The sequence below is a fragment of the Nocardia sp. NPDC019395 genome (assembly GCF_040632335.1).
Classification (GTDB): Bacteria; Actinomycetota; Actinomycetes; order Mycobacteriales; family Mycobacteriaceae; genus Nocardia.
In genome coordinates this window covers 1-25,157 of record NZ_JBEYBT010000028.1, presented here as the reverse complement: position 1 = coordinate 25,157, position 25,157 = coordinate 1, and the positions used below count along the sequence as shown (strand labels likewise).

General features: G+C 68.9%; 29 protein-coding genes and 2 pseudogenes. 14 read left to right on the top strand and 17 right to left on the bottom strand.

Annotated features, from left to right (window positions below):
- Positions 1–1,550 precede the first annotated feature (1,550 nt).
- The 10 genes and pseudogenes from ABZ827_RS30070 to ABZ827_RS30025 all read right to left on the bottom strand — a co-directional run.
- Positions 1,551–1,718, bottom strand: a pseudogene (locus tag ABZ827_RS30070) (DNA translocase FtsK); the annotation flags it as partial.
- Positions 1,719–1,844: 126 nt separating this feature from the next.
- Positions 1,845–2,093: pseudogene (locus tag ABZ827_RS30065) on the bottom strand (RRQRL motif-containing zinc-binding protein); the annotation flags it as partial.
- 8 nt (positions 2,094–2,101) lie between these two features.
- Positions 2,102–5,086 carry a toprim domain-containing protein gene (locus tag ABZ827_RS30060; RefSeq protein ID WP_357244029.1) on the bottom strand — a complete coding sequence of 995 codons (2,985 nt, stop codon included), beginning with the start codon at positions 5,084–5,086 and terminating at the stop codon, positions 2,102–2,104.
- On the bottom strand, positions 5,083–5,943 hold the full coding sequence (locus ABZ827_RS30055; RefSeq protein ID WP_357244026.1) for a DUF4913 domain-containing protein: 861 nt from the start codon (positions 5,941–5,943) through the stop codon (positions 5,083–5,085). Before ABZ827_RS30055 ends, ABZ827_RS30060 begins: the two co-directional genes overlap by 4 nt.
- The gene (locus tag ABZ827_RS30050; RefSeq protein ID WP_357244023.1) at positions 5,940–7,790 is read right to left on the bottom strand and encodes a TraM recognition domain-containing protein; all 1,851 of its coding nucleotides are present in this window, start codon (positions 7,788–7,790) and stop codon (positions 5,940–5,942) included. The genes ABZ827_RS30055 and ABZ827_RS30050 overlap by 4 nt, the downstream gene beginning before the upstream one ends.
- Positions 7,775–8,041 carry a hypothetical protein gene (locus ABZ827_RS30045; protein WP_357244079.1) on the bottom strand — a complete coding sequence of 89 codons (267 nt, stop codon included), beginning with the start codon at positions 8,039–8,041 and terminating at the stop codon, positions 7,775–7,777. The genes ABZ827_RS30050 and ABZ827_RS30045 overlap by 16 nt, the downstream gene beginning before the upstream one ends.
- Positions 8,041–8,361, bottom strand: a complete 321-nt coding sequence (locus ABZ827_RS30040; RefSeq protein ID WP_357244020.1) for a WhiB family transcriptional regulator — start codon at positions 8,359–8,361, stop codon at positions 8,041–8,043. Before ABZ827_RS30040 ends, ABZ827_RS30045 begins: the two co-directional genes overlap by 1 nt.
- On the bottom strand, positions 8,358–8,606 hold the full coding sequence (locus ABZ827_RS30035; RefSeq protein ID WP_357244017.1) for a hypothetical protein: 249 nt from the start codon (positions 8,604–8,606) through the stop codon (positions 8,358–8,360). Before ABZ827_RS30035 ends, ABZ827_RS30040 begins: the two co-directional genes overlap by 4 nt.
- On the bottom strand, positions 8,606–8,866 hold the full coding sequence (locus ABZ827_RS30030) for a hypothetical protein (protein ID WP_357244014.1): 261 nt from the start codon (positions 8,864–8,866) through the stop codon (positions 8,606–8,608). The genes ABZ827_RS30035 and ABZ827_RS30030 overlap by 1 nt, the downstream gene beginning before the upstream one ends.
- Positions 8,866–9,171, bottom strand: coding sequence for a hypothetical protein (locus tag ABZ827_RS30025; protein ID WP_357244011.1), 306 nt, complete (start codon positions 9,169–9,171; stop codon positions 8,866–8,868). Before ABZ827_RS30025 ends, ABZ827_RS30030 begins: the two co-directional genes overlap by 1 nt.
- A 146-nt stretch (positions 9,172–9,317) precedes the next feature.
- On the opposite strand from ABZ827_RS30025, the gene ABZ827_RS30020 reads away from it, so the two are divergent.
- The 5 genes from ABZ827_RS30020 (at position 9,318) to ABZ827_RS30000 (ending at position 12,758) form a co-directional block, all read left to right on the top strand.
- The gene (locus tag ABZ827_RS30020) at positions 9,318–10,169 is read left to right on the top strand and encodes a GntR family transcriptional regulator (protein WP_357244008.1); all 852 of its coding nucleotides are present in this window, start codon (positions 9,318–9,320) and stop codon (positions 10,167–10,169) included.
- Positions 10,166–10,402, top strand: coding sequence for a hypothetical protein (locus tag ABZ827_RS30015; protein ID WP_357244005.1), 237 nt, complete (start codon positions 10,166–10,168; stop codon positions 10,400–10,402). The genes ABZ827_RS30020 and ABZ827_RS30015 overlap by 4 nt, the downstream gene beginning before the upstream one ends.
- Before the next feature lie 49 nt (positions 10,403–10,451).
- Positions 10,452–11,102, top strand: a complete 651-nt coding sequence (locus ABZ827_RS30010; protein WP_357244002.1) for a histone deacetylase — start codon at positions 10,452–10,454, stop codon at positions 11,100–11,102.
- A gap of 104 nt (positions 11,103–11,206) precedes the next feature.
- Positions 11,207–11,401, top strand: coding sequence for a hypothetical protein (locus ABZ827_RS30005; protein WP_357243999.1), 195 nt, complete (start codon positions 11,207–11,209; stop codon positions 11,399–11,401).
- Positions 11,402–11,675: 274 nt separating this feature from the next.
- A complete protein-coding gene (locus tag ABZ827_RS30000) occupies positions 11,676–12,758 on the top strand; it encodes a hypothetical protein (RefSeq protein WP_357243997.1) in 1,083 nt (360 codons plus the stop codon).
- 334 nt (positions 12,759–13,092) lie between these two features.
- Here the strand turns inward: ABZ827_RS30000 and ABZ827_RS29995 are convergent, their stop codons facing one another.
- Positions 13,093–13,320 (bottom strand): hypothetical protein, encoded by a 228-nt coding sequence (locus ABZ827_RS29995; protein WP_357243994.1) that lies wholly within the window; start codon positions 13,318–13,320, stop codon positions 13,093–13,095.
- 194 nt (positions 13,321–13,514) lie between these two features.
- Entirely contained in the window at positions 13,515–14,324 is an 810-nt protein-coding gene (locus ABZ827_RS29990) for a ParA family protein (protein ID WP_357243991.1), read from the bottom strand.
- Between the two features lie 231 nt (positions 14,325–14,555).
- Here ABZ827_RS29990 and ABZ827_RS29985 point away from each other — a divergent pair, with 231 nt between their 5' ends.
- The 6 genes from ABZ827_RS29985 to ABZ827_RS29960 all read left to right on the top strand — a co-directional run bounded on the left by ABZ827_RS29985 (position 14,556) and on the right by ABZ827_RS29960 (position 21,868).
- Positions 14,556–15,746: a hypothetical protein gene (locus tag ABZ827_RS29985; protein ID WP_357243987.1), complete on the top strand. Its 1,191-nt coding sequence runs from the start codon at positions 14,556–14,558 to the stop codon at positions 15,744–15,746.
- Positions 15,746–17,263, top strand: a complete 1,518-nt coding sequence (locus ABZ827_RS29980; protein WP_357243985.1) for a hypothetical protein — start codon at positions 15,746–15,748, stop codon at positions 17,261–17,263. Before ABZ827_RS29985 ends, ABZ827_RS29980 begins: the two co-directional genes overlap by 1 nt.
- A complete protein-coding gene (locus tag ABZ827_RS29975) occupies positions 17,260–17,631 on the top strand; it encodes a hypothetical protein (protein ID WP_357243982.1) in 372 nt (123 codons plus the stop codon). Before ABZ827_RS29980 ends, ABZ827_RS29975 begins: the two co-directional genes overlap by 4 nt.
- 733 nt (positions 17,632–18,364) lie before the next feature.
- On the top strand, positions 18,365–18,856 hold the full coding sequence (mobC, locus tag ABZ827_RS29970) for a plasmid mobilization relaxosome protein MobC (RefSeq protein WP_357243979.1): 492 nt from the start codon (positions 18,365–18,367) through the stop codon (positions 18,854–18,856).
- Complete coding sequence (locus ABZ827_RS29965; RefSeq protein WP_357243977.1) at positions 18,853–19,842, top strand: DNA adenine methylase; 990 nt, start codon at positions 18,853–18,855, stop codon at positions 19,840–19,842. Before mobC ends, ABZ827_RS29965 begins: the two co-directional genes overlap by 4 nt.
- Positions 19,843–19,852: 10 nt before the next feature.
- Positions 19,853–21,868, top strand: coding sequence for a hypothetical protein (locus ABZ827_RS29960; protein WP_357243974.1), 2,016 nt, complete (start codon positions 19,853–19,855; stop codon positions 21,866–21,868).
- An 82-nt stretch (positions 21,869–21,950) separates the two neighbouring features.
- On the opposite strand, the gene ABZ827_RS29955 is transcribed toward ABZ827_RS29960, so the two are convergent.
- On the bottom strand, positions 21,951–22,547 hold the full coding sequence (locus tag ABZ827_RS29955) for a hypothetical protein (RefSeq protein ID WP_357243972.1): 597 nt from the start codon (positions 22,545–22,547) through the stop codon (positions 21,951–21,953).
- A 376-nt stretch (positions 22,548–22,923) separates the two neighbouring features.
- Between ABZ827_RS29955 and ABZ827_RS29950 the strand changes: the two genes are divergently transcribed.
- Positions 22,924–23,211: a hypothetical protein gene (locus tag ABZ827_RS29950; protein ID WP_357243969.1), complete on the top strand. Its 288-nt coding sequence runs from the start codon at positions 22,924–22,926 to the stop codon at positions 23,209–23,211.
- Between the two features lie 66 nt (positions 23,212–23,277).
- Here ABZ827_RS29950 and ABZ827_RS29945 read toward each other — a convergent pair whose 3' ends face one another.
- The 4 genes from ABZ827_RS29945 to ABZ827_RS29930 all read right to left on the bottom strand — a co-directional run bounded on the left by ABZ827_RS29945 (position 23,278) and on the right by ABZ827_RS29930 (position 24,578).
- Positions 23,278–23,592: a type II toxin-antitoxin system PemK/MazF family toxin gene (locus ABZ827_RS29945; RefSeq protein ID WP_357243966.1), complete on the bottom strand. Its 315-nt coding sequence runs from the start codon at positions 23,590–23,592 to the stop codon at positions 23,278–23,280.
- The gene (locus ABZ827_RS29940; protein ID WP_357243963.1) at positions 23,585–23,950 is read right to left on the bottom strand and encodes a hypothetical protein; all 366 of its coding nucleotides are present in this window, start codon (positions 23,948–23,950) and stop codon (positions 23,585–23,587) included. Before ABZ827_RS29940 ends, ABZ827_RS29945 begins: the two co-directional genes overlap by 8 nt.
- Positions 23,947–24,162 carry a hypothetical protein gene (locus tag ABZ827_RS29935; RefSeq protein WP_357243960.1) on the bottom strand — a complete coding sequence of 72 codons (216 nt, stop codon included), beginning with the start codon at positions 24,160–24,162 and terminating at the stop codon, positions 23,947–23,949. The genes ABZ827_RS29940 and ABZ827_RS29935 overlap by 4 nt, the downstream gene beginning before the upstream one ends.
- A gap of 68 nt (positions 24,163–24,230) precedes the next feature.
- On the bottom strand, positions 24,231–24,578 hold the full coding sequence (locus ABZ827_RS29930) for a hypothetical protein (RefSeq protein ID WP_357243957.1): 348 nt from the start codon (positions 24,576–24,578) through the stop codon (positions 24,231–24,233).
- A 22-nt stretch (positions 24,579–24,600) separates the two neighbouring features.
- On the opposite strand from ABZ827_RS29930, the gene ABZ827_RS29925 reads away from it, so the two are divergent.
- Both ABZ827_RS29925 and ABZ827_RS29920 read left to right on the top strand, forming a co-directional pair.
- A complete protein-coding gene (locus ABZ827_RS29925; RefSeq protein ID WP_357243954.1) occupies positions 24,601–24,801 on the top strand; it encodes a hypothetical protein in 201 nt (66 codons plus the stop codon).
- Between the two features lie 79 nt (positions 24,802–24,880).
- A complete protein-coding gene (locus ABZ827_RS29920; protein ID WP_357243952.1) occupies positions 24,881–25,069 on the top strand; it encodes a DUF6011 domain-containing protein in 189 nt (62 codons plus the stop codon).
- Positions 25,070–25,157: the final 88 nt, after the last annotated feature.

Genomic DNA, 25,157 nt, shown 5'->3' with positions numbered 1-25,157 from the left:
CGCCCTGGTGCGGTGGCGATGTCGTGCAGCCGGTTGCGGGCCTCGTCCATCCGCAGCAGCCGGGCCTCGTTCTCATCGCCGACACCGAACATCTCGGGGGATTCCCCGGACATGTCGTTCTCGGTGATCCAGTCCGCGACCTCGTACTGCTCGGCGGCGTCGGTGGCGTACTGGCGCAGCTCGGTGAGCACCCAGTCGCGGTCGACGTAGCCCGGCCACACCGCGAGGTCGGGATTGCGGCCGGCCACGATCTCGCGCCCCACATTCCGGACTTTGTCCTGGTCGGCGGCCGTCATCACCGCTATCTCCTCCCCCATCCCCTGCGGGGAGAGCCGCTGGGCGGCGAAGGATTCCAGCAGCATCGGGATCCGGCCGCGGACCTCTTCCCCCGGGTCGACGGTGGTCGGGGTATCGAGCAGGTCGACCCCGGCCACATCCCCACTGAGGTAGTCGACGGTGAATTCGACCCGGGCCCGGTCGGTCGGCGACAGCAGGGTGTTCAGCTCGCTGCGCAGTTGTTCGCGGCGCTGGTCGCGGGTGTCGATGTAGCTGTGGGAGCCGCCCTCGGTGTTCCAGCTGGCGGTCCAGTTGTTCAAGGCGTGCACCGCTGCGGATTTGGCGCTTTCGGTCAGCGGGGCGGCGGAGACGATATCGAGCGCGGCGGCCTCGCGGCTCCACAAGGCGGCGGCCTCGTCGAACTGCTGCACCGGAGCCGGATCGAAATCGGGGTCGATCGCCACGGTGAGCGCGTCGGCGTCGATGACCACACCCCATCCGGAGCGGTAGTGCTCCACGAGGTCCTCGACCATCGCCTGGGATTTGTCGTCCTGCTCCCGCCAGATCAGGGCATCGGCCAAGGCCTGTGGCAGGGCCTCGCGGGAGCGCTGCCACGGCACGGTGCCCTGCCAGCGTGCCGCGCGCTGCCCCAGCTTCTGCCGCCACTCCTCGGCCGCACGCGCCGCGCCGGCGGCGTTGGCCTGCTGGTCGGGGTTCTCGGGGTCGTGTTCGAGGGCGGTTCGGGAGCGGTCGGCGGCGTCCTGGAAGAAGCGCAGCTGGTCGCGGTCGTGGCGGGCCCGGTTGACCGCCATCAGCGCGTGCAGCTGTGCCAGCCGCTGACCGGGCTCGGTCGCCTCCCCGAGGCGCGGTTGGGTGCCGGCGTCTTGCGTGTCCTGCTCGGCGATCCGCGGACCCCAGATCGGATCGGCGGCCAGCGTCTCCCGGTGGGTGCGCAGGTGCTGGTTCAGTTCCGTTTGCACCCGGCCGAGATTCTTTTCGAGGTGGTGGGCGCGGGAGTCGCGGTTGTCGACGAACTGCTCGGCGGTGGCTGCCGGGTCCTGCAGGTGCAGCGCGAGGTCTTCGGCGTGGTCGACGTCGATGTTGTCTAGCGAGGTTTCGTAGAAGCTGCGCTGGTCGTCGAGGATGTCGGCGTCAGTCGCGGCGCGAGTGCGGTCGCTGTCGGGATCGGTGAACGTGTCGGACATGGTGATTCCTTCGGCGGCGTGCGCGGATACCTTCACGGACTCGGCGACGGCCGCGGCCTCGGCGGGGGTGACGAGCACATCGCGGGCCTGGGATCCTTTGCTCGGGCCGACGATGCCGAGCTGTTCGAGCTGGTCCATGAGCTGGTTTGCTTCCGCGAACCCGACCTTGAGCTTTCGTTGCAGCATCGAGGTCGACCCGAACTGCGTGGAGATCATGAGTTCGGCGGCGGCCAGAACATTGAGGGACATGGCTGGTACTTCCTTCTCTTCGTGCGTGCCGGTCCAGGCGGGTCCCGGATCGGCTTGTTGAGTGAGTTCTTCGACGGAGATCCCGCGGCGTTCGGCGGCGCGGATCTGGCGTCCGCGCACCGCCTTGGCGACGGCCTCCATCTGGGCAGGTGTGGCCGTGCGCTTCGGGGCGGCCAGACGGGTGTCGAACAGGTGAGCCCACAGGCGCCGGCGTTTGCGGCCGGTAGCCTCGCGGACCATCCGTGCGGTGGGTTCGGCGTTGGGGCTCAACCCCATAGCCCGCAGTTGACGGCGGGTTTTCAGGTGAGATGGAGCAGCCCGCCACGGGTAGGTGTCGGGCTGCTCCGGTTCAACGGCGGTCATGTCTGGCCTCAGCGTCCGATCCCGTCGTCGCCCCGGCCGCGGTGGTGGGTGCGCCGCACCCCGGTACCGATCGGGTTGACGCGGCTGCCGTTGTGGGTGGGCGCGTTGCGGATCGCGGCCGAGACCGAGGTCGCCGATCCCGCGTCGGCGGCCATGTGCTGGGCGATCTGGTCTTCGTTCAGCCCCAGCGCCTTGAGCCGGATCTCGCGCTCCAGGCGCCGGTGTTTGCTGTCGTAGGCCGGTGCCGGCGCCGGAGTATTGCGGGCGGCGGCCACGGTTTCGGTGCGGTCGGCCCACCGTTCGGCGATCCGGGCGGCCTGTTTGCCGGTGATCGCGGCCTCGGTGGCGGCCTTGTCCACATGGTTGATGACCCGGTTGCGGACCGGCTCGGGGATACCGGCGCCGGTCATGGCCGCGGCGAGCTGCTCCTGGCGGCCGATATCGCCGTAGTCGTGCAGCGACATCCGGCCCGCTGCGAGGTGGACCTGGTCCTCGACCACGCCCTCGACGTTGATGCGCAGCGACCGGGCGGTATCGGGGTCGACACCGATACCGGTCAGCATCTCCATCGTTTCCTTGCGGACCTGGCGGCCGGTGGTGCGGGCGATGCTGTCGGCGCGCGAGGAGTCGGCGGCGGCGGCGCTGCGGTCGTCGGTGAACACCATCGCCGGTGGAGTCCGGCCGGCGTCCACGTCGCGCAGCACCATCTCCAGCTGGTCGCGCTCCAACTGGTGCAGTCCTTTGCCGGAGTCGATCGCGGTCCGGATCTTCTTGCGGGCCTTGTCGGCGCGTTGGCGCAACGCCGCCGCGTCGGCGGAGTCGTAGTCCCCGGCCACCACCACGAGCCGGTCGGCCTCCGGCTGCAGCGACGCGTAGAGCTGCACGGCGCTGCCCAGCGCATCACGGTCGACGTGATCGGGGAACATCTGCGCGAACTGCTTGGTCGGCTCCCGGCGGATCGCCGCCCCGCGCTCCCGGACCGCTTCCTGCTCTTGCGGGCTGAGCAGCCGCACCGCGTTGGCCAGCTTCGCTTGGGTCAGCTCGGTGACCTTGCCCGCCCGCAGCTGATCCTGGTAGGACACCAGCAGCGCATCGATGCGCGGTTTGATCTCCTCACCGGGGTCGACCAGCGCGGAATCGAGTTGGCGCAGCAGGTGAGTGCCGGTCAGCGAGGGCGCCGCGGTGGAACGTCCCGGGTCGGTGACCGGCGCCTGGGTGGACAGATACACCCCGATGAACCGGACCTGGGCCACGGTCTTCTCCGGGACCTTCGCCGCCGCCAGCTTCTTGCCCAGCTCGTCGAGTGTCGCCGCGGACGGGGTCCGCGACCACTCCCGGATCTCGGCGTAGAGGCTCTGTTTCGTCGACTCGTCGAGGCCCTGCTGGGCGGCGACGGTCTCCACCATCCGGTCGTGCGCACGCTGGGCCCGCGCGTCCTGCACCCGCTCGGACTGCGAGGCAGCGATTGCCGCGCTCAGCTCGGCCGGGCGGCCGTTGAACGCGACCTCGTCATCGTCACCGATGTAGATGCCGTACTCGCCCATGATGTGCGAGCGCAGCCGGTACCAGGCTTGTTTCGCGGCGTCGGACTCCGGCGACCAGGCCCGCGCTTGCAGGACCGCATCGGCGAGTTCCTCGCGGCTGGCGTTGGCCCACCCGCGCTTCTCCATCGCCGCCAGCCGGGTCTCGACGGCCTTGCGTTCGGCCGCGATCCGGGCCTCCTCGGCGCGACGCTGGTCCTCTTCCCGCTGGGCGAGGATGAGCGCGTCTTCCACACGCTGGGCGGCTTTGCGGATCGCCATCTGGATCAGGTGGGTGAGAAAAAGGTTCATGTACCTGGCGAAATCACCGCCGATCCGGTCGACCTCATCACTGTGCGGCGGGCGCTCATCGAGGTCGGGCGCCATCATGTACTTGCCCATATCGGGATCTCCTTCGAGGTGGTGAGAAACCGCAGCCGAGACCGGATCGGCCTCGGCTGCGGGGGATTCAGGGTTGGGGGCCTCCGACCCGGCCTCGGCGGCCGGCGCCGCCCGCTGCTGGTTCGGGGGCCGGGTGTAGGGGTCCAGGTACGGGATCGGCACCAGCTCACCGATCTCGTGACCGCACATCAGGTGGTCGTGCAGGTCCTTGCCCGTCGCGGGCCCGACGACCCGCACCCGCCCGACGTGGCCGGCCACGGTGGCCATCACCCGTTCGGCCCGGCGATATCCGGCGGGGTCGGCATCGGCGACGATGACCACCGTCGAGGCGCCTTCCAGCCATTTCGCGTGCTCGCCCGACCAGACCGCCGCGCCACCGGCGTTGGTGGTGGCGACCAGACCGGCCGACTCCGCCGCCGCGACATCCTTTTCGCCCTCGACGACATAGACGACGCCGCCCGCGGCGACCTGCGCCAGGACCTGCGGCAGCTGGTACGGGATCGGCGCGAACCCACCCGCTTCCATCCGGCCTGTCTCGGGGTTCCAGCGCCGCTGGTGGAACTCCTTGCCGCCGCCGTGCTCGAAATCGGCTTCCTTGCGCACGACCTCACCAGCCACGGACCCGTCCTCGCGCATATACGCGTAGGTGGCCGTGGTTTTCCACGGTGAGGTCTGGGCGCCCTTGTCCGGCTTCTTCGGCTGGACGGTGGGCATCCCGGCCGCGGCCAGGGCGCGTTCGGCGCGCGAGACCGGCCGCGGGCGCTGGCGGGGCGCGCGGGCCCGGTCCGTTCCGGAGCGGGTGGTTTTGCGGTCGAACATGTCGCGGACCTGCAACCCCACCGATTCCAGGACCTGCTCGTTGTCGCAGCCCGCGAAACACCGCACCACGGTCCGCTGCTGGTTGCTGTCGTACTTCACACCGAGGCTGGGCCGGTGTCCGCGGCCGTCGCCCTCATGGACCGGGCAGCAGTACTGCGTCCACGCCCCGGACGGGCGGCCGGGGCCGACCGCCTGGTCCAGGGCGCCGGTGATCGTCTCCCACGACCCCTGCGAATGTGCCGGTGCGCTCACGGGAATGACCGGTAGACGACGCGCCGGTTACCGGTCGGCGCGGCGGGCAGGATCAGCCGTGAGGAGGTCAGCGGCGCGGCGGGCTGCGGGTCGGAGTCGCTGTCCTCGTCGTCGACGAACAGTCCGGCCGGCGGCGTCACGGTCGGCAACGCCGTCAGCTTGTCCTTGTGACCGCCCGCGACCGAGCAGTACTTGAACGGGCCCTGGGCGTCCAGGAGCCGGTCCATGTGCGGATCGCAGTGCTGGATCCACCACGCCGACATCGCCTGTCCCGGATCGAGGCGCATCTGCTCGAACGCCGCCCACAGATGGGTCAGCCGCGCCACGGCCTCACCGTGGTTCCACCACTCCGGGCACCAGCGGGTTTTCTCCTCGGTCCCGCGGGCGGTGACCTCCCGGCGGTAGGTCTGGCCGATGTACTCCTCCACGAACGCGTCCAAGGTGGCGAACCGCTTCTCAGGCTTGGGCTCTTCCGGCTCCTCGACCACACGATCGGGGTCGGTGGCCACCGCCGCCTCGTTCACGGCGGTCTCACGCATCCCTGCCACCACGGCGGTGGTCAGTGCGGACGCGATCACGCCCTTGGCGACCTTCTTCGCAGCCTCGGCGACCTGGGTGGCCACCGCCTTGCGCACCGCCTCGGTCAGCACGTCGGTCAGCTCACCCGGCTCGGTGCCCCCGGCCGCCACGGTGGCCACGGCGCCGGCGAGTTCGTTCGGTGCGGCCTCGAACTCGGGATCGTCGGGGTAGTCGACCCCTTCCGGCGGCGGGGCGTCGTAGTCGTAATCCGGCGGGACCTCGTCGAACCCGTCACCGGAGGCACCGAGGGCAGGGGTGGTGTTGTCGATATCGGTCATGCCGACTTCTCCTCGTCGTCGTGCACGGGCGGGACCACGTGCAGGTGGCGCACAGCCTCGGATTCAGGGGTTTTCGCCGCTTCGTCGAGCGCGGCGCGGATCTGATCGGCGTAGGGGCGCTCGAACCACGGCACGCTCTGCGCGAGCGTCGGCCGGTGGCCGGACGAGAACACGACGACCCGGCCCTTGGGCAGCGCCGCCAAGTCCGAGGCGTGCAGGGTGGTTTCGCTGGACCGCGAGGTCGACGTCGACCGGCTGTCCTTGGACTTGGACACCGAGGTCGTCAGTTCGTAATGCGGCCCGATCAACTCGGAGCGGTCCCGCAGGAACGCCGCATCATCCAGGCCGCTACCGAGGACTTTGATGTTGGCGGCCGACCACAGCGCGGTCATGCCCTCCGCACCCCAGCAGCGCACACCCTGGGCCCACGACTGCAGGATGGTCATCACGACGATGCCGCGGGACCCGAAATGGGAGTACATCTTCGGCAGCGCCGCCCACCGCACGATGTTGGCGGCCTCATCCAGCACCACCATCAACGGAACCGGCAGGCGCCCACCCGGATACCGCGTCGCCTCGGCTTCGGCAGCACCGGCGACCGCAGCGCACAACGCCGTCACCAACGGCCCCGCCGTGCCCTTGCCCTCCTTCGACAGCGGGTAGAGGGTGTCGCGGCTGGTCACGAACTGCTCTGCGGTGAACTCGCGGCGCTCGGCCTCGCCCTTGGCCGCCGGAGTGACCCACGGCCGGATCCGCTCGTATTTCAAGCAGGAGGCCATCTTCTTCGCCGTGGAGAACACGCCGCTGCGCTGCTTGTCCGGGGCCTGATACTGCGACGACAGCGCACCGGCCACCAGGTCGTACCCGGCCTTGTCGAGGATCTCGACCGGCTCGGTATCGGTCGACGAGGTCACCCAGGTGAATGCCTGCGTGATCGGCGCCTTGCTCAGCGCGCACGCCAGAAACAGGCCCGCCAGCAGGTCCTCGCCCTCCGGATCGAAAAACGCATCCCGGGTATCGGCCTCACTGCCCGCCGCGAAATGGCCGGCGAGTTCAGCGGCCCGCTCCTGGGCACCCGCACCGCCATCGGTACCGGCCACCCACGCGATCGGGTCCCAGTACCAGGTCGGCGCTTCGGCGGCCACGCCCTGCGGATCGAACACCCACGCCGTGCGGCCCTCGGTCGCCCGCGCCTTGCGGGTCGCGTCGACCACATCGCGTTTGTTCGACGTCGCCAGGACCGCGCCCGGAGCCTCCATCACCGCCGGAATCACGCGGCTGGTGGACTTACCCGAGCGGGGACCCCAGATATCGAGGTGCAGATCCTCATACGAGGCGTAGAGGGTCTGCCCATCGGCGACCGCGCGGGCGATCATCACACCCGGCGCGTCATCCTCGCGCAGCTCGACCTTCAGGCTCGACGCCTTGGCCAGCACCGCTTTCAGCCCCAGGCCGGCGAGTTCTTTGCCCTTGGCCATGTAGCGGGCCTGCGAATCGATCGCCTCGCGGCGGATACGGCCCCGGTCCCGGTACATGGCTTTGCACTTGCGGCAGCCCGCCCGCACAGCCCATATCGACCCGACCGCAGCCAGAGCCGTCCCGGTACCGAGAGTGACCGCACCACCGGTCGCGGCGGCGGTCCACTCCAGATCCCCCGTCATCAAGTTCAAGCTGAGGATGATCGGGTTCCAGCTGGGATCTTGGTCGGGCCCGCCGTACCACGCCTCACCGATCCGCATCGAGGCATTCGCAGCCCCGGCCACACCGAACCCGCCGACGACCGCGGCCAGCGGGCCAAACGCCGACATATCCGTGCTGCCGGCGGGCTGTTTCACGCTGCGGTCCATGCCGCACCTCCAGTCAGGAAATCGGCCACCAGCACGACGCGGGTCGCGCCGTCGTGGCCGTGGATGGTCTCGATATCGGTGAGGCTCGCGGCCTCGACGGTCGTGCGAACCGGGCCCCGCCAGCGCATCGACACCGTCCCGTCAGGCCACACGACCCCATCGGCGACGACGCCGGTCCCGCTGTAACCGGTCCGGTCCCGGTCGCGGTGCAGCTGGAAAAGCTGCACGCCAGTGGTGGTTTCGGTGACCATCACGCGGCCTCCGTCTCCGCGCCGGACAGGTGCCCGAGCAGAGCAACCTCGGCCAGCTCCTGGGCGGCGGCCTCGAACTTCTCGCCGCGGGCGGACCAAGCCGGGACGTGGACACCGCCAACCACGCACTCCACGAGGTCCTTGCGCTCCACCAGCGGAGCCGCCCACGCCGCGCACTGCGCCAGTACCGGGCAGCCCGCGCACATCGCCTGCGCCCTGCGAACAGCGACCATCCGGCCCGGAGTCGGGAAGAACAGCGCCTGCTCCTGGCCAGCGCACGCGCGGTCAGAGCGGTAGATCGGATCGTTCGTGGTGCTCACCGCGCCACCTCCATATCGGTCGTGGTGGCCGCACTGGTCGAGCAGAACGGCGCGCAGGTCGACGCCGGGATCTCGCCGCCGTCACCGAAATCCGCGCAGCTGACCGCCACGCAGACACAGACGGCGAACCCGATGACCGCACCGACGAGGCCGGCCATCGTGCCGACGACACCGACCCCGCCGAATCCGGAGTCCGAGCCCGGCCCGACCGGGATGTAGATGTCGATATGCCGATCTCGGGTCATCACTGCTCACCCACCCGCGCGTAGAGCTTCGGATCGGTCAACCGGGCCGCGTCGATCTCCTGCACCCGGCTGGTCGCAACCGGATTGCCGTCACGGACGACGACCCGGTACAGCACCGAGCAGCGCTCACGACCCTGCGCATCGGTCCACGGATCAGCGATCTCGACGACCAGCAGCACCCGCGCACCGTCGCGGTACACATCGGTGAACCGGTCACCCACAGTGACCGTCACGCACTTGCCGGTGGTGTAGGAGCGCATCACGCCACCGCCGGCATCGCGACGAAACCGCGCGCCTCGGCGGCCGTCAGTCCTACCCGGGTCGCCCAGCGCTCCACCTCGGGCAGATCAGGCGCCACCGCGATGTTCATCGCGGAGCGCGCCTGGTCCCGGGTGAGCTGGCGTCCGGGCATCCACGACACGACCCAGAGGTCCTGACCGACGTAGTCGGCGTGGTGATCGGTGGCCTCCGACACCATGTGACCGGCGGTCACATAGACGGCCGGGATCGTCGGCGTTGCTGCCCGCCGCCAGGTCTCGCGTGTCCAAAGAGTTGGGATCTGCATGCCCCCTGCACCTTTCGTTCGTCACTTCCCCGACCAGACCGTCATGTAATGTCTGTCAGGTCTGTAATGACTGTAATGACAAAGTAGGTTGCAAGGCAATAGTCTTTGTCAGGTCTGTAATGACAATGTCGGAACCCACAGGAAAGATGGAGATCATGAGTAGGCGCCCACGATGGCGGGTCGTATACGACGACCTGCGCGACCAGATCACCCGCGGAGATCTCCAGCCGGGTGACAAGATCCCTGCCGAGCTGGATCTCGCGGAGCGGTACTCGTTCTCACGACCGACAGTGCGTGAGGCGATCCGTCGCCTGGAACAGGAAGGGCTATTGACCGCCGCTATCGCCGGGATCGGCCGCACAGTGCGTAGCCGCGACCTGATCACGTGGCACCTGACCAAATTCGAGCTCGGTGCCTACTCGGACGATCCGGTCAACATGGTCGACCAATGGGAAGCCGACGCCACCGCGGACGGCTGGACTACCCGTCAGGTCGTTGCCGAGGTTGCGGAATTGCCTGCGACTCCGCAGGTCGCGAAGTACCTCCAGTGCAAGGTCGGGACGATGCTGCTGCGGCGCCGGCGGCTGCGCTACGTCAGCAAACCCACCGCACCGGAGCAACTGGCGATGATCGCGGACACCTGGACCCCACTCGATATCGCCAACATGGAGATTGACGGTGTCGCGCCCCTTCGCGTCGAGACAAACGTTGTCTACCCCGGCGGTATCTACAGGGCGCTTGGATTCCGCCAGGTCCAGTTCCAGGACGAGATCACCGTGCGCATGCCGGAGCCCGACGAGGCCGAGCTTCTTGACCAGCAGCCCGGCACACCAGTGGGCCAGCACGCGCGGGTCGGAGTCGACGTCAATGGCCGCCGCGTGCGGGTCCTGCTCTCTGTCTTCTCCGGAGATGCCCTTCGTCTGGCCTACCACCTGCATGTACCCGAGCACCGGCCCGCCAGTAACGGCGCGGCTGCACAGAGAGGAGATGGCAAATGAGCGCAACGAACGGGGCGGCTGATCGCTACGACCCCACCGGGGAGGCCGCGATCTGGCAGAAGGCTTCCTCGCTGGTCAGCGAACTGCGGACGCCTGAGCTGTCCGACGACTGGAACGCCGCGATCGAGCAGGCCGCACGTGTGCTCGAGAACGAGGCACGCGGTATCCGACAGGCCGGCGGAATGTACTACCGCGTCATCAGCGGCAACAGCCACGAGCCCAAGCCCGAATAGCCCGCCGCTCCACAGATCTCGGCTCCCGCCCTCGACGGAAGGACCACCCATGCCCGATTACGTGTGGTACGCCTCCTACGGCTCCAACCTCCACGCTGACCGGCTGAACTTCTACATCGAGGGCGGGACTCCACCCGGCACCGACCACCTCTACCCGGGAATGCGGGATCGCACCCCGCCCCTGAAAACCCGGCCGCTGACCCTTCCCGGCTCGATCTACTTCGCCTGGGACTCCCCCGTGTGGACAGGCGGAGTCGCCTTCTACGCTCCCGATCCGCCAGCAGGCTGGCCCACTGGCGCCGCTGCCCGCGGGTATCTGGTTACTGCCAGCCAATTCGCCGATCTTCAGACACAGGAGATGTACCGCGAACCCGGACCAGAGCTCGACCTCACCGAGGTCCTACGCGCCGGTCGCAGCCAACTCGGATCCGGCCGCTACGAAACCCTGGTCCACGCAGACGATCTCGATGGTTGGCCAATTCTCACTTTCACCTCGCCCTGGAACCCGCACACCGTCGAGTTGAACAAGCCTGCGGCTCGGTACCTCCAGATGATCACCAGTGGACTCCACGAGTCTCATGGTTGGGGTGCCAGCCAGATCCTCAGCTATCTGTCGGAATTGCCTGGTGTAGAGGGCAACTGGAGCAGGCCCGAACTCCACACGCTCGTGCGAGCTGCACTCGACGGAATTCGCTGGTGAAACAGTTTGTGGCGCATGTACGCAACAGTTCTTCCCGCGTCGTCCGGCGTGTCGGTAGGCGCCATTGGGCTGAAACCTCTAGAACTATGCACATGGGTAGGCCAGTGACACTTCCACCGACCAAGGGAGTCGGCATAGACCTGTCGCTTGAGGTCCTCGCGGCTATCGACGAAGCCGTGCAGGTGCGCGGTATCAACAAGCGGACGCTCTACGAGATCGCACTGCGTCGTGAGCTTGGACTGCCTGACTATCCCGGAGCACCAAAGGCTGAGCAGACGGAGTTGCCATTGGCTGGTTGACCACAGGCGGGCTGAGATCCCGCGCTGAACAACCCCATAACGCGAGAAAACCCCCGGTGGCCGCCGGAGGTTTGGTCTCGCCCTTTAAGAAGGGACTTAGCTCTTGGGGAGCGAGTCTCACGGTAGCGCACGCCCTGCTACCTGCTCAACCTCGGCGCGCGCGTCTCAATATGACCGTGACAACCACAACAGACATCCAGCCCGCTGCCTCGGTGGCGCGTTGGCCCGGCGGCGCACGTCTTCATGGGCTGCCGTCCTGTTCGTCCTGCCGCCCATGCGGCTCCAGCTGTCCGACGACGCCTACGATGCGGCTCCGTCGTGCTGGTGGTCGCGTGAGCGCTGGATCGCCCACAACCTGGCCCTCTACGACCAGTACTACGTGCAGCTACGCCGCCGCGACGAGGTCGAATCGGTGGCCCGGAAGACGTTCACGAACTACCTGCAGGCCGAGTCCGCCGGCGCCGACTACCGCACCGGCCGCAACTCCCGGGTCACCATCGACCAGCTCAAGACCGCGACCAGCCGGGAACGTTCCACCGTCCTGCGCTGCCGCCGCCTGGTCGCCGCGTTCGGCACCCGCACCACCGTGTTCACCGGCCGTCACCGCACCCGCGACGAACGCATCGACTCCTGGCGCCGCGGGGACCGGGCCCGGGGCTGGGCGTCGGTATCGGCCCTGCACGAATCCGCCACCCTGCCTGTGGATAACTCCATCGTGGAAAACCTGCTTGAACTGGGTTTTGGCACCCCACCCGAACGTAGTGAGGGTTCCGTTTTTATCTCAGGGAGATCAGGGGTTTCTTCATCCCAGAACGAGAGGGAAGGAAGCGCTCCGCGCCACATCGACAAGAGGAGGGTCCGCCGGGCACCGCCGGTGTACGACCAGAAAGCGGTCAAACTGGTCGCCAACGTGCGCAGGGACGAACGATTCCCGCTGTGGGTACGCCTGATACCCCGGGGACGGCTGACCGCCGCTGTGACCCGCAAAGCCCGGGCCGACTGGGACGTCGACGACGTGTACGGCGCGTTCGAGGAACACCGGATCGCGGGGCGGCGCACCTACGACCAACCGCGCAACCCCGCGGGCTACCTGGTGCACCTGCTGCGGCAGATTCCCGACGATATGCCCCCGGCCCGGCTGGACCGGGCCCGCGAAGTCGCCGAGGCCGAAGCCGAACACGCGCACTGGCGCCGGGAACTGGAGGCGATGCGGCAGGCCCGCACCAACTCCTCCGGAATGAACCCGACCGCCCGCGCGGTCCGCGACCAGCTGGCCGGGCGTACACACGGCCACGCCGCGGCCCGGGCCCGGCAGGCGGAGTACGCACGTCGTGAGATCGCGGCCCGGGACCGGTGACCCCCACTTCCGAGCGGGAGCTTTCACCCTGTCCGTACAGGCCCATACCCGAGGTAAGGACGTGTATGGGCAGGTATGGGTGTGTACCACTCGGGTACGGGCGGGAGCGGAGGCATCGGAACCGCACCCCCGAGCAGAACACCGCAGGGCTCAGCCATGGAGCATCTCGACTGAGCCCTGCGGTGTTTCGACCAGTGTCCGAGCTCGGCGGCTCAGGCCCCGGCCTCACCGAGGACACTGCCACCTCGAACCACGATGTCAAGAGCCCGGTATGGCTGTATCGGCCGTGCCCATACACGCCCACACTCCAGGTAAGGGCATGTATGGGCGCGTATTACTCGGGTATGGGTGGCAGTGCGGCAAGCCGGGCTGCCAGTTCTTCGGCACGTTGCCGGGCCAGTTCCTGGGCCACCGCATCGACCTGGGCGGCGCCGACCATCAGCAACGCCGACAGCGCCACGTGCCGCGGTGTGCCGTCGCCGAGAACTTCCACGATCCGGTCTGCGGCCCGCTCCAGGGCGTCGGCCGCCTCGACGCTGACGTAGATCGAGGCCCGCCTCATCCCTGGCGGATCCGTGCGTGTACTCCCGCCCTTACTTGCCCCTACACGGCCCTTACCCTCCCGTACCTGTGTATGGGCAGGTGTGGACGGTGGTGGATTCACCGGCACGCTGAGGTCGACCCGCGACCGTAGTGTGCGATCCGGGTCGGTGCCCGTCAGGTCCGGTGGGGGTAGCGGCTCGCGCCGGCGGCCGGTCACGGTGCGGCCACCGGCGTCAGGTCCGGATCCAGCCGCGCGGCCAGGGCCCGGAATCCGGCCGCTATCTCGCTGTCGGGGGCGTAGGAGAACACGGTGGTCTGCAACCGCCACGCCTCCCGGACCTCCTTGAGGTCCTTGAACACGGCCAGCACGCCCAGCGGATGGGCCTGGAACGCCTCCAGCGTCGAGGTGGTGATACGCCCCTTGCGGGAGTCGTAGAGGTTGACGACCAGGCCCGCGATGTCGAGCTGGATACCCAATGCGTCCTGCAGCGTGCTGACTTGCCGGAGGAACAGCCGCAGTGCGCGGATGCTCGAATCCTCGGCCTGCACGGGTATCACGATCTTGCCCTGGACCTCATCGCCTGGTGGGCGCTGCCGGGTGGCGACCAGCGCGTTGTCGTTGAGCGCACCGAGGGAGGGCGGGCAGTCGATCACGATGTCGTCGAAGACGTCTTTCAGCGTGTCGAGGAACCGGGACAGCAGGTACTCCCGCCCGGAGCGGCCGTACATCTGGGGCTCGAGCAGGAACATCTCGTCGCTGGTCGGGATGACGTACAGGTTCTCGCCGACCGGCTGCACCAGCTCCGACAACTCACCGCTCCACTGACCCAGTAGCGCACGCGCCAAGCTGGGCCCGCCGGGGTCGGCCGGCCGCGCACCAACCGCTTCGGTCAGATGCCCCTGCGGATCCCAATCCAGCTCCAGCACCCGGCGGCCCTGCTCGGCCAGCGCGGCACCCAGGTTGATCGTGTCGACCGTCTTGCCGACGCCGCCCTTCTGGTTGGCGGTTGCGTAGATGCGCATGACCGGACCGTACGGGATCGATGCGCCCATACCGGTGTACACACGCGCCCTACCTGTGTATGGGCGGAGTATGGGCAACTCATACGCCTCCATACACCGACCACATGAAGCCGGTGGGTCGGCTGCTCGGGGAGTCGGAAGCCTCGAATCCTACACATAATTCGTTTCGTAAAAACGTATTGACGAATACGAATTTACGCAAAACAGAAACGATTATGGTAGAATCGAGGTATGACGCAACCCGATCCGAGCACCGCCGAAACCGGCGCGGACCAGCATGTTTGCCAATTCCCGGTGTCCTTCGATCCCGCGACCGGGGAATTCGAGGTGGCCGGCCACCCGATCCCGGAAGGCCCGGCCCGGCGCGGCCGGAAATCCGAGTACTGCGGGGAAATGGTGTTCGACCCGGACGGCACCCGCCGCCGCCACGACCGCGCAACCGCGTTTCAGCGGCGCCGCGAGCTCCAGCTGGAGGCGGCCGGGCAGGCGCCGCGCAAGTCCGGGCCGGAACCGGCGCCGGTAACCAGCGCCCGGGCCTCGCTGCGCGAACTGCTCGCCCAGATCCAGATGGCCACGACCTCCCACCGCACCCAGATGGGGGAGATGCTGGACAAGGTCGCCGATATCGTCGCGACCGCCGGCGACCCGGACGCGGCCGTAGCCGAGGTCGCCCGCATCCGGACCGAAGCCCGCGGCGAGATCGAGGCCGCGCAGGCCCGGGCAGGCGAAGCCGAAGCCGAAGCCATCTCCGCTCGCCGCGAGCGGGATCGGGCGCTGGAGGATAAAGTCCTCGCCGAGGGCGCGGCCGACGACGCGATCGCCGACCGTGACACCCAGGTCGCTCAAGCCCACGCCGAGGCCGAGCAGGCCCGCCGCGACGCTGACCAGGCACAAACCGCCGCCACCGAAGCCCGTGCGGCCCGCGAGCAGGCCGTCGCCACCGCGAACGAGCAGGTCGCCACGGTCAAACGCGAAGCGGCCGAGGAAATCGCCACCCTGCGTGCAGAGACCGAAGCCCGCATTCAGCGGATCCAGACCGATACCCAGGACCGCATCGACCGCGTCGAAGCTCAGCTCACCGCCGCCACCACCGACCGCACCCAGGCCGAACACGAGCGCGGTATCGCCGAGCAGGCCGCCGCCGACGCCCGCGCCGATGCCGAACGCTCCCGCCGGGACCTCACGAACACCCAGGCCGCGCACCGCGACGAACTCGCCCAGCTGCGCGAGGACATCGCAGCCGTCCGCGCCGAGGCCCGCACCGACCGCGAGCAGCTGCGCCGCGACCACGCCGCCGAGGTCACTCGCATCCAGGAATCCGCCGCCGCGCAGGTCAACGCACTGCGGGCCGCTCTGTCCACCGCCGAATCCACCATCTCCCGACTCGAAACCGAGATCGCCCGCCCGAAAGGTGACCGCTGATGTTCCGTCGCTCCAGAAACACTGAGGTCGATCCGCTGCTCGCGGCTGAACTGGCCGACCGGGTGCAGGTCGCCCATGACCGGCTCGCCCACCAGGACGACCCGGCCCTGGTCCAAGCGCTGTCCCAGCGGGAGCTCGACGAGAAACGCCGTGTCGCCGAGCGGGTCCGTGAACACGGCCGCCGCGAAGAGGTGGCCCGGTTGCAGTCGGTGGAGTCCGCCGCCGACCAGGTCCGCCGCGCTACCGCCGAGATCGTGCGTGCCGACGCCGACGACCTGGTGACCGCCCGTAAGGCACTGGCCGAGCAGCGCCGTGAGGCCAGCCCGCACGCCCAGCTCGCGCACCTGTACCGGATCAAGAAGTGGTCCGGGCGCGCGTTGGCCGGCGTTGTGGTCGCCGCGATGCTGTGGTCCGCGGTCAACGTGCAGCAGAACATCGCCCCCACCGGGGCGGAAGACCCGCTGTTCTGGGCGAGCTACCTGCTCGAAGCTTTGATCAGCACCGTGCTGGTGGTGTTCATGATCAGCGGGTCGGCAGTGGCCCGCTGGAAGATCACCGAAGGTGAAGACCTCATCCGGCGTATCGAGGTCGCGCTGCTGGTCGCCACGGTCACGCTCAACACCTACCCGTACTTCACCCCGCTGAAGATCTGGGACATCGTCGTGCACGCCGTGGCCCCGGTCATGATCGGTGTCGCCCTGTTCGGCCACGACGCGGTGGGCAAGCGTCTCGGTGCCGCGATCGAGAAAGCCTCCGCGCAGCTGCCGCCCGAGGACGACATCACCACCCGCCTCGAAGCGCTCACCACCGCCACCCGACCCGCACCCACTGCACCGGCCGACCCGGCGCCAGCCGTGCACACCGGGCCCGCATTCGCCGAACTCGACACCGCCCCGGCCGTCGATGCGCACCCTGCACCCGCACCCGATGCGCACACCGAGACAGGCAGTGCGCATGCGCACCACCCGATGCGCACCGGGACGCGCATCGATGCGTACCCCCGCCCGGTCGCCGATGCGCATGCGCACCACTACGCCACCGAACCGGCCGCACCCGCCGAGGCTGCGCACCCCACGGTGCACATCGACACGACCCCGAACCCGGCCACCGGTGCACATCCGGACCCGGCCGGAGTGCATGTGCACCCCCAGCGCCCGGCAACCCCGGAGCAGCCCGCCGAACCGGTCTCGCTCGTGAAACCGGAGCCGGTTCCGGCGGCACCTACCGCTGCTCCGGATGCGCAGGGCACACGCACTGCACATGCCGGTGCACACGAGGCGGCGGCGATGGCGGTCGAACTGGTGCGCCAGGGCGCCACGACCAAACCGGCCGAGGAAGTCACCGAGGTTCTCGCCCGTGCGTCCGCAGGTGTCGCACCCACGACGATCGCGCGGGAGACCGGTCTCCACCACCGCACGGTGGCCAAGATCCTGTCGGCCGCCGAGGAGTTGCGCCGCCCCCGGGTCGCCGCGGCCGGCGGACAGATCATCGAACTCGACCGGAGGGCCGCACGGTGAACAACACCACCCACCACGCAGTGCGCGCCCTGCGCACCGGACTGTGGCAACTCACCGACAACCCCCACCCCGACACCCTGGACGGGGTGCACTCCACCGAAGTGGTGCACATGGCCGATGCGCACCTGCACACCGGCGAAGGGCGGATGCGCACCCTGCGCGCAGATGTGCACATCCGATGCGCACTCACCTATGCGCACCCAGCCGTATCGAGTGCGCAGGGTGCACAGAGTGCGCACGCACCCTGCGCAGTGCGCACCGCCGAACCCGCACCCGGTGCGCATGGCGACCTGTGCGCGGCCAACGCCATCGGGGGAGTGCGCACCGGGCCGGTGACCGTCGGCCGGGAGCTGCGCATCCGGATCTGACCCCCAGGGCACACATAAGACGAGACCCCGGCAGCCGGTAACTGCCGGGGTCTCGTCGTGTCAGGACCCTACCGGCCGGCCAACAGCACGCAGGAGCCCACCAGCCCCCTGGACTCCCTTCCCCGGTGGGGGGTAGAGGGCCCGAGCGCGTCAAAACCCCCAGGTTTTGGCATATCTTGCTCACCGACATTCCGGGGATTCACGGGCCGGTCACCAGGCGCGGGTGGTGCCGAAATTCGCGACCAGGAAGACCGCCATCTGGGGTGCGGTGGTGACCGGATTCGCGATCTGCGCGCACCGCCGAACCGGTCGACCGCCGCCGGGCGCCGGCCAAAAGGTCCCCCTTTTGGCATATCTTGCTCACCCCGGTTCAGCCCGAACGGCCCTGGAACTTTCCAGCCGGATCCGCGCGGACACGAGCTCCGGCCCGGTCTCGGTGTCCCTCACTTAGCCCGTCTAAGTCCATAACTTGCTCCCGCGATTTCGGCCCGATCCGGCATCGAGTTTCCGGCGGCCGGCCGGGTTCCACGCCCGCGGTTCCGGCCGGGAAGCGCCGGTCGTTCCGGAGCCCGGAACCTTCTTCTATGAGGTCCCGTTCGGCACTCGGCCCGATTGCTTCCGTTCCGGTATTCTGGGAACGAAAGAGCGGGAGCGAGCTAGTATTTAGGTAACCCACAAGGGGTTACCCCACCCGGAAACGGGTGGTCGCTGCGCTGGGCATGAGGAGGCTGCGGTGGCAGGAGCGTCGACGAATCGGCGGGCGGAGGCACGCCGTGAGCGGCAGCCGAACGTGCCCGGCGGGCGACCTCATCGCCACATCGTGAAGCTGTCCGACGCCGAGCACGATGCCCTCGCCGCGCGGGCGGAGGCGGCCGGGATGACCGTGCCGCGGCTGCTGGTGGAGACCGCGCTGGATTCCGCGCAGACCGAGGCCGGGCGCGCGCACGCGGTGTTGCAATTGCTCGATCTGGAGAACCAGATCCGCAGGGCGGGTAACAACCTCAATCAGTTGGTTCGGTACGCGCACCAGAATCGGGAGATCGCCGAGGGCACCGATATGGCGCTGCGGTCGGTGGTGCGGGCGTGCCTGAGCCTGGATGAGGCTGCGCGGTGGGTGATGGGCAAAGCGCCCGCGGTGACCGGTGTATCGGTCGACCCAGATGTGGATCTGGCCGTCGACGAGGAATGGGCCACGGCGGTGGATCCAGACGGGGGAGAGCAGTGAGCAGGCTGGCAAGCCCGGTGATGTACTACGGCAGCAAGGCTCGAATCGCCGAGCGGATCGCCGGGATGCTGCCGCCGCATTCGCACTACGTCGAGCCATGCGCCGGGTCATTGTCGGTGCTGCTGGCCAAGGCGCCGGCGCGGTTGGAGACGGTGAACGATCTGGACCAGCACCTCATGACGTTCTGGCGGGTATTGCGGGATCGTCCGGCGGATCTCGAGCGGTCCTGCGCGTTGACTCCGCATGCTCGTGCAGAACATCGGACCGCGCGGGAGCTGGACGCCGATGTGGACGAGGTCGAGGTAGCTCGTCGGGTGTGGGTCATGCTCACGCAGGGGCGCAGTGGGTCGCTACGTACGACGGGCTGGCGGTACGCCCGGTCGGCCGAGGACGGGTTCTGCGGTCCCGGCCGGTTGTCTTCGTACATCGACCGAATCGGGCCTGTGGCCGAGCGGCTGCGGCGAGTGTCGCTGGAGTGTCGGCCCGCGGTGGACGTGCTGCGCGATTACGGGCAGGGTCCGCGTACGAATCGGACTCTGATCTATCTGGATCCGCCGTACCCGGGCGGAACTCGCACTCGGAACTACCGTGTCGAAGCGATGTCGGCGGCCGCGCATACCGAGTTGGCCGAGGCAGCGCACGCAGCGTCGGCGACGGTCGTTGTGTCGGGGTACGCCTGCGATCTTTACGACCAGCAGCTGTACCCGGACTGGTACCGGTACGAGCTGGAAGCGTGGACCACACAAGGCGGTACACACCGCGAGCGCACCGAAGTGCTGTGGTCCAACCGCCCGTTGCAGGCGGAGGACAGCCTTTCCGGCACGCTCGAGTTTCGTGACAGTGAGCCCGAGGAGCCGCGCCAATGTCACGAAACTCGGTGTGCGGGACCGGGGTGCGGCATGGTCATCCGGCAACCATCGACCGGGCGCCCACGCCGCTACTGCGGTGCTGCCTGCCGCCAGCGCGCTCGTCGAGTCAGGTGCTGATGCCGTCGTGATGCCGAACATCGTGAAGGGCTCGGACCTGGCGGGGTTGTTCCGGTATCTCGCGGGACCGGGCCGCGCGAACGAGCACACGAACCCGAAGGTGATCGCGGGCGATCTGGTGACGATGGCGGTGTACGCCGGCAGTATCGACGTGCCCCGGGCGACCGAGCTCGCGAAGTATCTGGACTCGCCGCGGCAGACAGTGCTGCGTGGTCAGCCGGTGCTGGCCACGAATTACCGCAAGGCGTATGCGCTCATCGACGAGGGGATGGCGCGCAAGGCCGCGTTCGAGGAGGCCACCCGCGACCAGAATGCCTGGCACTGCGCGCTGAGTTTGGATCCGCGTGAGGGGCAGCTCTCGGAGGAGAAGTGGGCGGCGATCGCCCGCCGGTTCATGTCCGAGATGGGGTTCACCGAGCGCGAGGACGGGACTCCGGACGTGCGGTGGGGCACGGTGCATCACGGCCTGACCAAGGCCGGTGGAGACCACATCCACATCGGAATGTCGGTAGTTCGGCCGGACGGTTCACTGGCCGATGTTCGCCGGGATTGGCCGCGGTCGCAGGAAGCGGCGCGGGTGATCGAGCGTGAGTTCGGGCTCAAGGTACTGGCGTCGCGGGAGGAGCTGAGCACCGAACAGGCGACCCGGCCGGACGAGCGGGCCCGCGCGGAGCGTGTCGGTGCGGTGGAAACCGATCGCGAAGCGCTGCGCCGGCGGGTACGCGCGGCGGCGGTCGCGTCGGAGAACGAAGCCGAGTTCGTGCGCGCCTTGAAGGACGAGGGGCTCGTGATCCGGCCGCGGTATGCCAAGGGCGGGACCGAGGAGGTGACCGGGTACGCGGTGCGGATGGCCGTGCAGAAGGACCGCGAAACCGGGCAGCCGGTGAAACCGGTCTGGTACTCCGGCGGTCAGTTGTCGAAGGATCTCACGTTGTCGGCGATGCGGACCTGGACGGGGTGGGTCGAGTCCGACGAAGCCCGCGACGCCGCGCTGGCCGAGTGGGGCCAGTCGATGACGACCCGTTCCGGGCGTGCATTGCGGCCGTCGTCGATGGATGAGCGTGCCGCGATCGACCAGTTGGCGCAGTGGAGCGCGGCCATGCGAGAGATCCCGGTCGGTGACCGCGACGGCTGGGCGAAGGCCGCATCGCAGACCGCGGGCCTGTTCGCTGCGGCGTCGGTGCGCACCGAGACCGCACCCGGTCCGCTGGATCAGCTCGCCCGCCAGCTCGCGCGCGCGGCGCAGCTGCCCGCACACCAGCGGCACCCGCACCGGGGAGCGGCGATGGCACCGAAGTCGGTCGCGCGGATGCTGCTGACCGCGCAGAAGACGGCGCGCCGCGACGAGACCGTCGAACTGGTACGCGCGCTGACCGAATGCCTGCTCACCATCGCGGACATGCTCGCTGCGACCGAACGCGCGAAAACCGCCGCGGCGATGCGCGCACACACGCAGCGGGCGTTGACCGAGATCCACATGCGCGCGGTCGGGATCGACCCGACCCGGCCGCACACACAGGCTCCCGGTTCACCGCCGTGGATCGCGGCAGCGCGCGCGGAAATCGTCGTGCAGCGCCTGGACCCCGAGCCCGCCGAGGCCCAGATCGCGAGCATGACCCAGACCTGGCGGGCTGCCCGGGTCTCCATGCGCGCGTTCGGCACGGCGCATGTCGACGAACTCGGGCACGTGCTGAAATCCGGGGAAGGCGTGAAAGCGGTGCGGTTGCGCTCGTTCGGTCCGCCCGCACCGCCGGCCAACACCGACCGCGCGACGCAGCGGGAGCGTGACCGGCTCGCCGCCGAGGCTGCCGAGCAGAAGACAAAGCGCGACGCCGAAGTGCAGGCCGCGCTCGCGCGGCTGCGTTCGGCCGACCTATCCGCCGATATCGACACTGACTTCGACGCCGACCCCGGCCCCGCGACCGGGCCCGGCGCCGTACCGCCGAAGTCCTACGAGCAGCAGCCCTACCGCGCTCCGCGGCCACCGCAGTACGGCAGGAACCGCGACAGCGGCTACGAACGCTGAGCGGTGAACACCGGCATCGCGCCCGTCGGGATGGTGCTGCCGCACGAGCTGCGCTCGCTTGCCACCGAGCCGATGCGCAGGTTCACCCGCGCCGGGGGAGCGTGTAGGTGGTGGGGGTCCGGACCAGGCGGCGGGCCTTGTAGGCGAGATAGGCAACGGCGTCGAGCACCGCACCATCGGTGCCGGGCCGGAGCTCGTCGGCTGTGAACCGGTCGGTGACGCGGGCGAGAACGGTCGCGGTCGCGCGCGGGGAAGACAGCACCCGATCGATCGCGAGCCGGAATTCCTCGGCCTTCGTCGGCGCCTTCGATGGCGGGTTCTTCGCGGTTCTCGGGTCGGTGCGGGCATGGAATGCCTGCCAGATATCGAGCAGCTTCGGTGCCCACAGACGGCGGGTTTCGGCGTCGATGTCGGTGTGGCGCCAGCGGTGGGCGAGGGTCCGCAGCAGTAACTCGGTTGCGTCCGGATCGTCCAGGAGACGCGCGATCTGTCGTTCGGTCGAGACCCGTTCGGTGATGCGGACCTCGCGGGTGCGGACGACTTCATGGATCCGCACACCCTCCTCGTTCGCGCGGCGGCGGCAGTAGTCGGAGCACCATTTCCGCGGTCGGCCACGGTCGGGCTGGTCGATCGGTTCACCGCAGCGCGGGCAGGTCCCGGGGGCGAGATCGTCGGCCATTTCCTCAGGCTACCGAGTTTTGTCGGACGAAATTCCCCGTCACCTCACCAGAGGTGCAGGAGGTGTGTCCGGGTTTGGTTCGAGTCCCGTTATCGTTTCGTTACCCCTGATGAAAGAGGTCTGCTTGCTGGGGTGGGCTGATGTGCGGTGCTGGAGGGTTTGGGGAGGTAGAGCGGTGTGGGGGAGAGGGTGCTGTGTGGTGTTGTGCGGTGCGGGAGATCGCTGTGTGAAGAAGTGAACGGTCCGAATGCAAGAGATTTGGAGTGGGTGAGGAAGGCCCGGGACGGGGGTCTCGCCGGAGGCGGCCCGCGACGGCAGCGACGCCGCGGCGATCGAACCGGGCGCGCGGGGGCGGCCGGCGGGTGATGATGGCGGTATGGATATCTCGCAGCCGCCGCGCTACGACTTGGGCTTCCCGTGTCGGAACCCGGTGTGCCGCGAGGCGCGGCACCCGTACCCGGCCTGCCCGCACGAACTGCTGCACCAGGTGTTCGACCCGCCGCTACCGCCGGGGACACCGCGGCTGTCGTCGATGCGTGCGCGCCAGCACATCAGCAAGTTGGAGGAAGAGGGACGGCTCGAGCCCGTCCGGCCGCTGGATATGCGGTGGCTCTGGTTGGTGCCGCCGCTGCTGGTCGTCTTCTTCCTGTTCCTGCTGTTCTGACCTGACCGCCGACACGACCGTGCCCCTGGAGAGAATCTTCTCCAGGGGCACGTGCTCGTTTGTCTTCTACAGGTCGAACCGGGCGCGTAACCCGACGCGGACCTGCTCCAGCACTTCCGGCGGCAGGGTGGCGGTGTGCTCGGTCAGGCTCTCCTTCGGCAGGGTCGCCAGATCGTAGAGCGCGACCACCTCGTCGGCGCCGAGCGCGACGGTGAGCAGCTGGTGGCGCGAGGGCACTTCGCGGGCCGGGCGGACCGGCGCGACGACGAGCATCGGACGTTGCCGGATCACCACATCGGAGTCCAGGAGCACGACGGTGGTAGTGCGTCCGGACAGGCGGCTGGTCGCGGTCCACACCTGGCCCTGCTGCGGCTCAGGCACCGGCGGCCCCGCCGTCGAGTGCGCGCCCGAGGATCGTGGCAGCGACCTCCACACAGCGGGCCTGCTCCGCGGCGGCGGTAGCGGCGGCCTCCAGGCACTGCCCGGCCTCATCGACCGCAGGAGCGGCCGGGCCCGTCGCGTCGGCGAGGCGATCGCATTCGGCGGTGAGCTGATGCAGCACCTGCTCCCCGGTCGCGGTGGCGGTCTCGAGTTCGGCCAGTACCCGGTGCAGCGCCGCCGGATCGGTGAGGCTGCCCGCCGGGTAGGCGGCCGGGGCGAGGCGCCGCCATGCGTCGGTGAGATCGCGGGCGGCCTGGACGAGCTCGTCGACGGCCGCCGGGGCGGTGGCCGCGCTCACCGCTGCGGCTCGAACAGGAACTCGGCGGCCTGCTCGGCCTCGGCGTGCCAGTCGCGCTCAACGCCGGCGGCGTCCGGAAGCGCTCGCAGTTCGTCCTCGACCATCTTCGCGCGGACCGCGCGGGCGATGTACTCGGACGGCCGGCCATCGCTCGCATCGCGGAGACGGTCCGCGAGATCGTCATCCAAGGAAATATTCATGCGCACACTCATACACCCAACTTTACAGCGGCATAGGTGCACAGGTGGGTGTACGCGCGGATCTCCGGCGCTGCGGCTCGCTACCGGCGGGCGCCGTTCTCTCCGTCCGGCTCGTTGCGTGTCAGCGCGTGGGCGGGGCACCACTGGCGAGCCCGGACGTAGCCGCCGCGGTTGACTGTCGGAATCGCTGTGGTCACCAGGCCGATCCACGCCCCGGTCGTCGTCCTGGCCCAGGCGTGCAGATGTCCCGGCACGGTGGCGGTCGTGTCGAGACCGGCGGTCTTGGCGCGCATCGAGACCTCATCGCGGCGGAACCCCGTACTCGGCTCGCCCCCGAGCGCCACGCTCCAATCCACCAGGACCGGGATCGGCGGATCGAGGGCACGCCGCAGAGGCTCGGAGAACTCATCGGACCAAGAATCGAACACGCTTTCGATTAAACTCCGGTCCGTGATCGAAGTCGGCGACACGGTGCGCATCGGAGAGTCCGGGGTCTCGACCTTCGTCGTGCGTGAGGTCGATCCGGACGAGGGGCGGGCGGTGATCGAGTCCGACGAACTGGACGCGGACGCACCCGGCCGGTATCCGTTCTCGATGCCCGTGAGTGCTCTGGTCCGGATCGAACCCGAGGGCCCGGCCGGCGGAGCGTAGGCGGCGGTCTGGACGACCAGGGGTGTCGGACCATCGTGCGATTCTCGGTTCGCAACGCACAGGGTCCGAGGAGAACGACATGGCCGATACCGATACCGACCGGCCCACGGTGAAGCTGGTGGCGCACTGCCGCCGCTGCCACGGATGGCTTCTGTCGCCGCGCTCGATCGCCGAAGGTATCGGACCGACCTGCGCGGTACGCGAACGCGCCGAACAACGCGCCCTCGCGGATCCGGAGCGATTGACCCTGTTCGATATCGCGGCCTGAATCGGCCTGCGTCCTGATCGCGAATTCGGGCACTGGTTCGCCCATGCGACCCTGGAACGCGAGAACCGGCCGGATTGCAGCCGGCCGG

Coding starts and splice junctions, on each gene's coding strand:
- ABZ827_RS29935 (WP_357243960.1), bottom strand. CDS start 24,162: ATGAGTGTGCGCATGAATATTTCCTTGGATGACGATCTCGCGGACCGT.
- ABZ827_RS29950 (WP_357243969.1), top strand. CDS start 22,924: ATGGATATCTCGCAGCCGCCGCGCTACGACTTGGGCTTCCCGTGTCGG.
- ABZ827_RS30045 (WP_357244079.1), bottom strand. CDS start 8,041: ATGGTCACCGAAACCACCACTGGCGTGCAGCTTTTCCAGCTGCACCGC.
- ABZ827_RS29955 (WP_357243972.1), bottom strand. CDS start 22,547: ATGGCCGACGATCTCGCCCCCGGGACCTGCCCGCGCTGCGGTGAACCG.
- ABZ827_RS30020 (WP_357244008.1), top strand. CDS start 9,318: ATGGAGATCATGAGTAGGCGCCCACGATGGCGGGTCGTATACGACGAC.
- ABZ827_RS30025 (WP_357244011.1), bottom strand. CDS start 9,171: ATGCAGATCCCAACTCTTTGGACACGCGAGACCTGGCGGCGGGCAGCA.
- ABZ827_RS30035 (WP_357244017.1), bottom strand. CDS start 8,606: ATGACCCGAGATCGGCATATCGACATCTACATCCCGGTCGGGCCGGGC.
- ABZ827_RS30050 (WP_357244023.1), bottom strand. CDS start 7,790: ATGGACCGCAGCGTGAAACAGCCCGCCGGCAGCACGGATATGTCGGCG.
- ABZ827_RS30030 (WP_357244014.1), bottom strand. CDS start 8,866: ATGCGCTCCTACACCACCGGCAAGTGCGTGACGGTCACTGTGGGTGAC.
- ABZ827_RS30015 (WP_357244005.1), top strand. CDS start 10,166: ATGAGCGCAACGAACGGGGCGGCTGATCGCTACGACCCCACCGGGGAG.
- ABZ827_RS29920 (WP_357243952.1), top strand. CDS start 24,881: ATGGCCGATACCGATACCGACCGGCCCACGGTGAAGCTGGTGGCGCAC.
- ABZ827_RS30000 (WP_357243997.1), top strand. CDS start 11,676: ATGCGGCTCCAGCTGTCCGACGACGCCTACGATGCGGCTCCGTCGTGC.
- ABZ827_RS29990 (WP_357243991.1), bottom strand. CDS start 14,324: ATGCGCATCTACGCAACCGCCAACCAGAAGGGCGGCGTCGGCAAGACG.
- ABZ827_RS29985 (WP_357243987.1), top strand. CDS start 14,556: ATGACGCAACCCGATCCGAGCACCGCCGAAACCGGCGCGGACCAGCAT.
- ABZ827_RS30010 (WP_357244002.1), top strand. CDS start 10,452: ATGCCCGATTACGTGTGGTACGCCTCCTACGGCTCCAACCTCCACGCT.
- ABZ827_RS29980 (WP_357243985.1), top strand. CDS start 15,746: ATGTTCCGTCGCTCCAGAAACACTGAGGTCGATCCGCTGCTCGCGGCT.
- ABZ827_RS29995 (WP_357243994.1), bottom strand. CDS start 13,320: ATGAGGCGGGCCTCGATCTACGTCAGCGTCGAGGCGGCCGACGCCCTG.
- ABZ827_RS30055 (WP_357244026.1), bottom strand. CDS start 5,943: ATGACCGATATCGACAACACCACCCCTGCCCTCGGTGCCTCCGGTGAC.
- ABZ827_RS29960 (WP_357243974.1), top strand. CDS start 19,853: ATGCCGAACATCGTGAAGGGCTCGGACCTGGCGGGGTTGTTCCGGTAT.